Genomic DNA, 9,301 nt, shown 5'->3' with positions numbered 1-9,301 from the left:
AAGGGGCTCTTTTTTTACTATTCCTTCAAATATTGTTCTTGGAGAGTCAGTTCTAAAGGATTGTTGTTTCTTATTTTTATTTTTACTATCTTCTTTGAACAGTTGGTTGCAGTGGAAGGTGTGAGACTCCTGCGGGACAGGCGGGCAGGTGAGACACTTAAGAGTGAAACGTACGAATGTGGCTCACCGCCTGCCCCGCGGAAAGCGAAGCACCTGAAACGGAAATCAACTACTTTCAAAACACCAAGTGAAAATACAGACATTTTTTACAATCCTGTCACAAAATCTGCCCAATCATTCGACAAATTTCGTTTTTTGCTTTACATGAAGGACCAATTTAACGATAATAGAAGCAATATACAATGACAACGTAAGGTGATTCCATGACGATTGAGGAAGTATTGCAAAAAGCGGAGAGCTATCTTTCTAAAGACGATTTAAGCTTCATCACGAAGGCTTATGAATACGCAAAGAATGCACACGAGGGACAATTTCGTAAATCGGGAGAGCCCTATATTCATCATCCTGTTGAAGTAGCAGCCATTCTGGTAAATCTCCAGATGGATCCTGTGACTGTAGCAGCAGGGTTTCTTCATGATGTAGTTGAAGATACACCGATCACACTAAAAGATATTTCCACTCAATTTAATGAAGAAGTGGCAATGCTTGTTGATGGTGTAACGAAGCTGAAGAAGATCAAGTTCAAGTCTAAGGAAGAACAGCAAGCTGAGAACCACCGGAAGATGTTCGTCGCTATGGCCCAAGATATTCGTTGTATCTTGATCAAGCTGGCTGACCGACTTCACAATATGCGCACATTAAAGCATATGCCGAAAGAAAAACAGATTCAAAAAGCGAATGAGACACTTGAAATCTTCGCTCCGCTTGCCCATCGCCTTGGGATTTCAACGATAAAGTGGGAGCTTGAAGATGTTTCTTTAAGATACCTTAATCCACAGCAATACTACAGAATCGTTAACTTGATGCAGCAAAAGCGTGCCGAACGGGAAGAGTATGTTCATCAAGTGATGGATGAGATGAAGAGTAAACTTAAAGAAGTTAACATTCAAGTTGATATCTCTGGAAGACCGAAACATATCTATAGCATCTATCGAAAAATGGCTAAACAAGGAAAGCAGTTCAATGAGATCTATGACCTTTTAGCTGTTCGTATTATCGTTCAGAATATTAAAGATTGTTATGCTGCCCTCGGTATCATCCATACGGCTTATAAGCCGATGCCAGGCCGTTTTAAAGATTATATCGCTATGCCTAAAGCAAATATGTATCAGTCTCTTCATACGACGGTAATCGGACCAAAAGGTGATCCACTTGAAGTCCAGATCAGAACGTCTGATATGCATCGCGTAGCTGAATACGGGATTGCAGCACACTGGGCATATAAAGAAGGTGCAACGAAAGCTCCTGTCAGCTCATTTGAAAATAAATTAACATGGTTCCGTGAAATTCTTGAATGGCAAAACGATGTTGTAGATGCTGAAGAATTTATGGAATCTCTTAAGGTCGACCTTTTCTCTGATATGGTGTTCGTGTTCACTCCAAAGGGAGATGTTTACGAGCTTCCGTCAGGATCGGTGCCAATTGATTTTGCATACCGCATCCATACCGAGATTGGTAACAGATGTATCGGCGCAAAAGTAAACGGTAAGATGGTTACGTTAGATTACCGTTTGAAAACGGGAGATATTATTGAGATCTTAACGAGCAAACATTCTTACGGACCGAGTCAGGATTGGCTGAAGATCACACAGAGTTCTCATGCGAAAAACAAGATTCGTCAATGGTTTAAGCGTGAGAGAAGAGAAGAAAACGTCGCAAAAGGTAAAGAACTCGTTGAAAAAGAAATAAAGAATCGCGGTTATGATCTGAAAGACATCTTTACGAATGACAACATTCAATATGTGGCTCAAAAGTATAACTTTGCAGGCGAAGAAGATATGTACGCTGCGGTAGGTTACAACGGTATAACTGCTGCACAGATCGCCACTCGATTAACGGATAAAGTCCGCCGTAAAAAAGAGCAGGACCCGGATAATTCTGAGTTGCTTGATGCGATAAGAGACTCTGCTGAAAAGCCTGAACCAAAACGTAGAACAGATTCTGGTATTGTGGTTAAAGGCATTGATAACATGCTGATTCGATTATCTAAATGTTGTAATCCCGTTCCTGGAGATGACATTGTTGGTTATATCACAAAAGGCAGGGGTGTTTCTGTTCACCGTGAGGATTGTGTTAACGTCCACAACGAAGATGCACAAGTACGTCTCTTACCTGTTGAATGGGAAGGGAATCTAGAGCAACCGAAAAATTATAACGTTGATATTGAGATCAATGGTTTTGACCGCCGTGGTCTTCTAAATGAGGTTCTGCATGCAGTTGCGGAAACCAAAACGAATATAACAGCCGTAAGCGGCAAGTCAGATCGCAACAAGATGGCAACGATCAGTATGTCGATCTCGATTCACAACGTCAGCCACCTTCAAAAAGTGGTCGAACGAATTAAAAGAATTCCTGACATTTATGCGGTTAGAAGATTGATGCAATAGGAGTTAAGGAAGTGATTCTGCAATGAAAATAGTATTACAGCGTTCTAAAGAGGCGAAGGTCATAGTGGATTCTGAAGTAAAAGGCAGAATTGATAAAGGCCTTGTACTCTTAGTTGGTGTTACACATGAAGATACAGAAAAAGATGCGGATTATCTAGCAGAAAAGATCGTAAATCTTCGCATATTTGAAGATGAAAATGAAAAGATGAATCATTCTTTAAAAGATACAGAAGGAAGCATCCTATCTATTTCTCAGTTCACGTTATTCGGTGACACGAAAAAAGGAAGACGTCCAAACTTTATGGATGCTGCTAAACCAGACCATGCGATCAAGATGTATGACTATTTTAATAGCAAGCTTAAGAGCTTAGGTGTACATGTGGAAACAGGAGTTTTTGGGGCGATGATGGATGTCTCGTTTACGAATGATGGACCGGTAACCTTGATCATGGACTCTAAAAGTTCATAATCATGAATGAAACCTTCACCTTGATGGAAAGACTAAATCAAAAAGGTGGAGGTTTTTTGTATGAGGCAGAACCGGAAAGGCATAGAAGGAATCCCTCAATGGAAGCAGCTGAGCTTTCATGATTTTCTTTCTCTTGAAAAATCAGCAAACACGATGGAGCTTGCTGAAGAATTTGGAATGAATCTATATCAAGTGAATCAGTTAAAGAAAAAAATAAAACGCGAAAACTATTGACATCACACCCCATCTAAAAGTATGATAATCTACAATTCCAAAATGAAAACTGATGACGAAGAAAAGTAGCTTTACCCCACAGGGTTAGAGATGAGATACCATGGCTGAAAGTATCTCTCCCTGATGATAAAGTGAAAGACACTTCATAGGTTTTAATTCGAACGGTTAAGTTTTGACCTCAGTAGAGTTACACGTGGGCAATCGTTACTTGCATAAATGAGGAAGCTATTTTTAGCTTCGAAGCAGGGTGGCACCGCGGGAAATCCCGTCCCTTATGAAATGACAGATTTCATAAGGGACGGGATTTTTTTATTTTTACTAAAGCCTTGCTTCCTTAATAAGCTTGTTACTTTGGTAATTTTATCTATTATCTCCACTGACAAGTTGATTGGAGTGAAGGGTGTGAGACTCCTGCGGGACAGGCGGGCAGGTGAGACACTTAAAAGTAAAACGTACAAATGTGGCTCACCGCCTGCCCCGCGGAAAGCGAGCACCTGGAACGGAAATCAAACCCTATCAAGAGCAACAAAGATTAAGGGAGAAACTTTTGAATTTAACGAACATGTAAAACGGGAGGATGAATGAAAATGAGTATTAACATTCCAAGGGGAACGAAAGATATACTCCCAGGAGAAGTAGAAAAATGGCAGCTGATCGAACAAAAAGCAAAAGAAGTATCAGCGCGATTCAATTATAAAGAGATTCGAACACCGATCTTTGAACACACAGATCTTTTCCAACGCGGTGTAGGAGATTCAACAGATATCGTTCAAAAAGAGATGTATACGTTCAATGATCGAGGCGACCGCAGCTTAACTCTTCGACCAGAGGGGACAGCACCTGTAACTCGCTCTTATGTTGAAAATAAAATGTTTGGATTACCAGGACAGCCTGTAAAACTCTTTTACATTCAACCTATGTTTCGATACGAAAGACCACAAGCTGGTCGATATCGTCAGTTTGTACAGTTCGGTATTGAAGCGATGGGTTCAGCTGATCCTGCCATTGATGCAGAAGTAATTTCACTTGCGATGACGGTTTACCAAGAGCTAGGACTAAAAAAACTCCGTCTCGTATTGAATACGTTAGGTGATGCTGAGAGCCGTAAATCTCATAAAGAAGCTTTGATCGCACACTTTGAACCTAGAATCGATGAATTTTGTTCAGATTGTCAAAATCGATTATTGAAGAATCCTTTAAGAATTCTAGATTGCAAAAAAGATCGAGAGCATGAACTCATGAAGAGCGCTCCTTCAATTCTTGAGCACTTAAACGCAGAATCGAAAACGTACTTTGAAGAAGTGAAGACGAGCTTGGATGCGATGAACATCGATTATGTGATCGACCCAACACTCGTACGTGGACTTGATTATTACAACCACACTGCTTTTGAGATCATGAGTGAGGCTGAAGGGTTCGGTGCTATCACAACACTTAGTGGAGGCGGCAGGTACAATGGTCTTGTTGAAGATCTTGGCGGCCCGGCTACGCCAAGTATCGGTTTTGCGATGAGCTTAGAACGTTTGTTGTTAGCACTTGAAGCAGAAGGTATCACACTTGAAACAGAAGAAGAAATAGATTGTTATGTTGTAGCATTAGGTGATGAAGCCAAGCGGAAATCAGTAGAGATCTTAAGTCAACTTCGCCAAGCAGGCATTAAGAGTGACAAAGATTATTTAGATAAAAAGATGAAAGCTCAATTTAAAGCAGCTGACCGATTAAAAGCGAAGTTTGTAGCGATTCTAGGTGAAGAAGAACTATCAAAAGGGATCATCAACGTGAAGAACATGGATTCCGGAGAACAGTCGGAAGTTGCAATCGAAGAGCTCAGCACATTCTTGAAGCAAGGTAAATAAGGAGGACACATCTCATGGAATATCGCACACATCAATGCGGAAAGATTACAGAACAATTTATCGGTGAAAAAGTAACAATAACAGGTTGGGTACAAAAAAGACGTGACTTAGGTGGACTGATCTTCATCGACCTGCGTGACCGTTCTGGAGTTGTTCAGATCGTCTTTTCTCCAGAAGTATCACCTGAAGCGTTAGAAACGGCTGAAAAAGTAAGAAGTGAATATGTTCTTACGATCACAGGAAAAGTGCTTGAGCGTGACCCAAGCACGGTTAACCCAGCTATGAATACGGGTAAGATTGAAATCTCTGGTGAAGAAGTTAAGATTTTAAACAGTGCGAAAACACCACCTTTCTCCATCAGCGAAGATATGGATATTACAGAAGATATCCGTCTGAAGTATCGCTATCTGGACCTTCGACGTCCGATCATGCAGGAAACATTGAAGATGAGACATGAAGTAACTCGTTATATCCGTAACTTCCTGGAGAACGATGAATTTATGGAGATGGAAACACCGATGCTTACGAAGAGTACACCTGAGGGAGCGCGTGACTATCTAGTACCGAGCCGTGTGCACCCGGGAGAGTTCTATGCATTGCCGCAATCTCCACAATTATTTAAGCAATTGTTAATGGTTTCAGGTTTCGAAAAATACTACCAGATCGTTCGTTGTTTCAGAGACGAAGATCTGCGTGCAGACCGTCAGCCAGAATTTACTCAAGTCGATATCGAAACTTCTTTCATGGGCCAAGAACCACTTTTAGCTATGATGGAAGAGATGATGACTGGACTTTTGAAAAAGGTAAAAGGTGTAGAGATTCCGAAGCCTTTCCCAAGAATGACTTATAAAGAAGCGATGGACCGTTATGGTTCAGATAAGCCGGATACGCGTTTCGGTCTTGAACTGAGAAACGTCTCAGAAATCGTTAAGGGTTCTGGATTTAAAGTATTTGCAGCAGCAGTGGAGAACGGTGGTCAAGTTAAAGCGATCAACGTTAAAGGAAAAGCAGCAAATTATTCTAGAAAAGATATTGATGGTCTCACTGAATTCACTGCTCGATACGGAGCAAAAGGCCTTGCTTGGATGAAAGTAGAAGCAGAAGGATTAAAAGGACCTATTTCAAAGTTCTTTAACGAAGAAGATGCAGCTAAATTAACGAACGCACTACAAGCAGAAGAAGGCGATCTGTTGTTGTTTGTAGCAGATAAGCCGTCTGTTGTAGCAGACAGCCTAGGTGCGTTAAGACAAAAGCTAGCAAAAGATTTAGATCTGATCGACCAATCGAAATACAATTTCTTGTGGGTCGTTGATTTCCCACTTGTTGAATACGATGAGGATGCAGACCGTTTTGTGGCGCTTCACCATCCATTCACGATGCCTAAGACAGAAGATCTTCACTTAATGGATTCCAATCCTGCTGAAGTAAGAGCACAAGCATACGACTTAGTTCTTAACGGGTATGAGCTTGGCGGAGGATCTCAGCGTATCTACCAACGTGACATTCAAGAGAAAATGTTCAAAACATTAGGATTCACTGAGGAAGCAGCACGTGAGGAGTTCGGATTCCTTTTAGAGGCTTTTGAATATGGAACGCCTCCACATGGTGGAATTGCATTAGGACTTGATCGTATGGTGATGTTACTAGCCGGAAGAAGTAATTTAAGAGACACGATTGCTTTCCCGAAAACAGCTTCTGCATCGTGTTTACTGACGAATGCACCATCTGCTGTAAACGAAAAGCAGCTTGATGAACTTCACCTATCTGTAAAAGTGAAGCAAGAAACCAAGTAAGTGAATATTTAGAAAAATACGAATCGTTTTATAAAGAGACACATTTTGTCTTGTATTTGATTTATTCGTGTGATAGTATGAAATTAAGCGATGGGTCCTATGGTGACCGTTAACAACCCGAAGTTTTGAGCCAACATTAAGTATTAGGGAGTTTGTGTTTTCTCACAGCGTCCATGCCCTGAAAGCTAGGGGACGGACAAAATGCGAAACAGGGCACCCACCTGCGAGAGCAGGTTCAAAACTAAGGGGATACGGCATTTTTGGGGCTCATTTTTTTGTGCGAAAAAAACCAAGTAAGCATATTGATTTTGTTTTCAAAAGTGGATATGCTGATAAAGATGCATTTTCTTTATTTTACGTGCACGTTTGAAAGGAGATTTCACTAATATGCTTTATCAGTTCTCAAGAAATGAACTTGCCATCGGAAAAGATGGAATAGACGTCTTAAAAAACTCAACTGTTGCTGTGCTTGGAATCGGAGGAGTGGGCTCCTTTTCAGCTGAAGCACTAGCTCGATCAGGAGTTGGCAGACTGATCCTTATCGATAAAGATGATGTCGATATCACGAACGTGAATCGTCAAATACATGCACTTGTGAATACCGTTGGGCAGCCAAAGGTAGATCTTATGAAAGAAAGAATCGCGCTTATTAATCCAGAGTGTGAAGTTATCGCTCTTAAGATGTTTTATACAGAAGAGACATATGAACAAATTTTTGAATATGGGCTTGATTTTGTAGTAGATGCATCCGATACGATCTCCTATAAGATCCACCTCATGAAAGAATGTTTAAACCGCAAAATACCAATTATCTCGAGCATGGGTGTGGCAAATAAACTGGATCCAACACGTCTTCAAATCGTTGATATCTCTAAGACGAGCTATGATCCGATCGCTAAGGTCATTCGCCAGCGACTAAGAAAAGAAGGAATCACAAAAGGAATCCCTGTCGTATTCTCAGATGAAAAGCCAATCCAAATTCGTGAAGAGATTCGAAAAGAGATCGTACCTGAGAACGCTCCTGGCATTCGAAAAGCGAAGATGCCGCCATCTTCAAACGCATTTGTACCATCTGTTTCAGGACTTTACATGGCAGGTTACGTGATTAACAAAATCATTGAAAATAATAATATAAAGATCGAAAGAATACGATAATTTGATGAAAAAGGGTGCTGACTGTTCTAAAGTCAGGACTTTTTTTCGTTTATTCATATATTTATTACTACTTATAAATGTTGGTGAAAGGAATTGTGCTTTCCAGTAGGACGTGGTGAAGAAAATGTTTATCTCAAATGAACACTTCTAATTATTACGAGGTAATCTCAAATAATTCCGGGGTAATTTGAAATATATCCAGGTATAAGCAAAATAATTCCGCAGATAAAATAATTTATCCGTTTTTTTGCGTATAACCGCACAAAAAAGATGACTCGTAGGCTTAACCCTATGAGTCATCTATTATTATTTTGCTAGTTTTTCTAGATTTCCGTTCTTGTCCATGCGGAAGGTAACGTTAGGATTGGTATCTTCGTCTTGGAACAATACCATTTTTCTTGCACGGTCCATGATTTGGATCAGTGCTTGATAATCTTCCTGAACCGTCTGGTGCTCTTTCTCAAGAACAGAAAGCTGATCTTTCATCACTTTGTTCTGCTGCATCAACTCGTTCATCTGAAGACGAAGTTCCATGTTTTCTTGAACGAGCTTGCCGCTCGACATTCCGTTTCGCTTCAAACCACTCAGAAAATCTATGACTTCATCAAGTGTAAGACTATGTTCGTTGCTAGCTTGAGAAGCTTGACGATAGGTATTCAGTGATGAAGGCTGTTGCGACCCTTGTAAGCTCGTAACTTCTGGTGCTTCCGCTTCAGTTTGCTGAACATAACTCGGTGGTTGTTCTGGAACTGCGGGTGACGAAGCAACTGGAGCTGGTGTTGCTGAGTTTCTTTCATACGTAAAAGGTGTTTTGAAGAACTCTTCAGGATGATAGGTTTCATCATCGTGCATCTGTGGAGCATTATTCAATTGTACTGGCTTAGCTGCAGGTTTCGACTGTTGTTGTTGCTGTTGTGACCTTGCTAGCGCACGCTGCCGTTCTTTTCTTTGCTTTTTAGCAATCTTTAATGCTTGTTCGTATTTTTTTCTCACGATTGCATTCCATCTAAATCCAACTGCTGCACTCGTACGCTCTAATTTATCTCCTACCTCTTCAAAAGCATGTAACTGTGTACTTCCTTCACGCACATGGCGTAAGACCGTTTCGGCAAGCAATAGATCGTCTTCTTCTGACCAGGCGTCCTGTCTGATTTTTGACACGGTAATCCTCTCCTTAGCTACAAAAATATTCATTTGATATTTTCATGTTTACCAATCAGAGAGAAT

The 9,301-nt window shown here is 40.7% G+C and carries 8 protein-coding genes, 1 other RNA gene and 1 other annotated feature; of the genes, 8 read left to right on the top strand and 1 reads right to left on the bottom strand.

Features of this window, described 5'->3' with window-relative positions:
- From HU823_RS21820 to HU823_RS05445, 8 genes are all read left to right on the top strand, one after another.
- Nucleotides 1-366 (top strand): hypothetical protein (locus HU823_RS21820; RefSeq protein WP_231607266.1); only part of this gene is annotated, 366 nt, incomplete at its 5' end.
- Nucleotides 367-383: 17 nt separating this feature from the next.
- Nucleotides 384-2,567: a RelA/SpoT family protein gene (locus tag HU823_RS05475; RefSeq protein ID WP_144698849.1), complete on the top strand. Its 2,184-nt coding sequence runs from the start codon at nucleotides 384-386 to the stop codon at nucleotides 2,565-2,567.
- A 22-nt stretch (nucleotides 2,568-2,589) separates the two neighbouring features.
- Nucleotides 2,590-3,036, top strand: a complete 447-nt coding sequence (gene dtd, locus HU823_RS05470) for a D-aminoacyl-tRNA deacylase (protein ID WP_197221348.1) — start codon at nucleotides 2,590-2,592, stop codon at nucleotides 3,034-3,036.
- Between the two features lie 60 nt (nucleotides 3,037-3,096).
- A complete protein-coding gene (locus HU823_RS05465; protein ID WP_186320473.1) occupies nucleotides 3,097-3,270 on the top strand; it encodes a hypothetical protein in 174 nt (57 codons plus the stop codon).
- Nucleotides 3,271-3,313: 43 nt separating this feature from the next.
- Nucleotides 3,314-3,546, top strand: a binding site (T-box leader).
- A 311-nt stretch (nucleotides 3,547-3,857) separates the two neighbouring features.
- Nucleotides 3,858-5,126 (top strand): histidine--tRNA ligase, encoded by a 1,269-nt coding sequence (gene hisS, locus HU823_RS05460; RefSeq protein ID WP_197221347.1) that lies wholly within the window; start codon nucleotides 3,858-3,860, stop codon nucleotides 5,124-5,126.
- A 14-nt stretch (nucleotides 5,127-5,140) separates the two neighbouring features.
- Nucleotides 5,141-6,919 (top strand): aspartate--tRNA ligase, encoded by a 1,779-nt coding sequence (gene aspS / locus HU823_RS05455; RefSeq protein WP_197221346.1) that lies wholly within the window; start codon nucleotides 5,141-5,143, stop codon nucleotides 6,917-6,919.
- A 91-nt stretch (nucleotides 6,920-7,010) separates the two neighbouring features.
- Nucleotides 7,011-7,190: non-coding RNA, 6S RNA (gene ssrS, locus HU823_RS05450), on the top strand.
- 116 nt (nucleotides 7,191-7,306) lie between these two features.
- Nucleotides 7,307-8,074, top strand: coding sequence for a tRNA threonylcarbamoyladenosine dehydratase (locus tag HU823_RS05445; RefSeq protein ID WP_197221345.1), 768 nt, complete (start codon nucleotides 7,307-7,309; stop codon nucleotides 8,072-8,074).
- Between the two features lie 306 nt (nucleotides 8,075-8,380).
- On the opposite strand, the gene HU823_RS05440 is transcribed toward HU823_RS05445, so the two are convergent.
- Entirely contained in the window at nucleotides 8,381-9,235 is an 855-nt protein-coding gene (locus HU823_RS05440; RefSeq protein WP_144698859.1) for an RsfA family transcriptional regulator, read from the bottom strand.
- Nucleotides 9,236-9,301: the final 66 nt, after the last annotated feature.

Source organism: Fictibacillus sp. 18YEL24, from assembly GCF_015903855.1.
Taxonomy (GTDB): domain Bacteria; phylum Bacillota; class Bacilli; order Bacillales; family Fictibacillaceae; genus Fictibacillus; species Fictibacillus phosphorivorans_C.
This window is presented reverse-complemented; position numbering and strand designations above follow the sequence as displayed.

Bases quoted from the DNA above. Each gene is read 5' to 3' on its own strand.
- HU823_RS05475 (WP_144698849.1), top strand. From the start codon at position 384: ATGACGATTGAGGAAGTATTGCAAAAAGCGGAGAGCTATCTTTCTAAA.
- dtd (WP_197221348.1), top strand. From the start codon at position 2,590: ATGAAAATAGTATTACAGCGTTCTAAAGAGGCGAAGGTCATAGTGGAT.
- hisS (WP_197221347.1), top strand. From the start codon at position 3,858: ATGAGTATTAACATTCCAAGGGGAACGAAAGATATACTCCCAGGAGAA.
- HU823_RS05445 (WP_197221345.1), top strand. From the start codon at position 7,307: ATGCTTTATCAGTTCTCAAGAAATGAACTTGCCATCGGAAAAGATGGA.
- aspS (WP_197221346.1), top strand. From the start codon at position 5,141: ATGGAATATCGCACACATCAATGCGGAAAGATTACAGAACAATTTATC.
- HU823_RS05465 (WP_186320473.1), top strand. From the start codon at position 3,097: ATGAGGCAGAACCGGAAAGGCATAGAAGGAATCCCTCAATGGAAGCAG.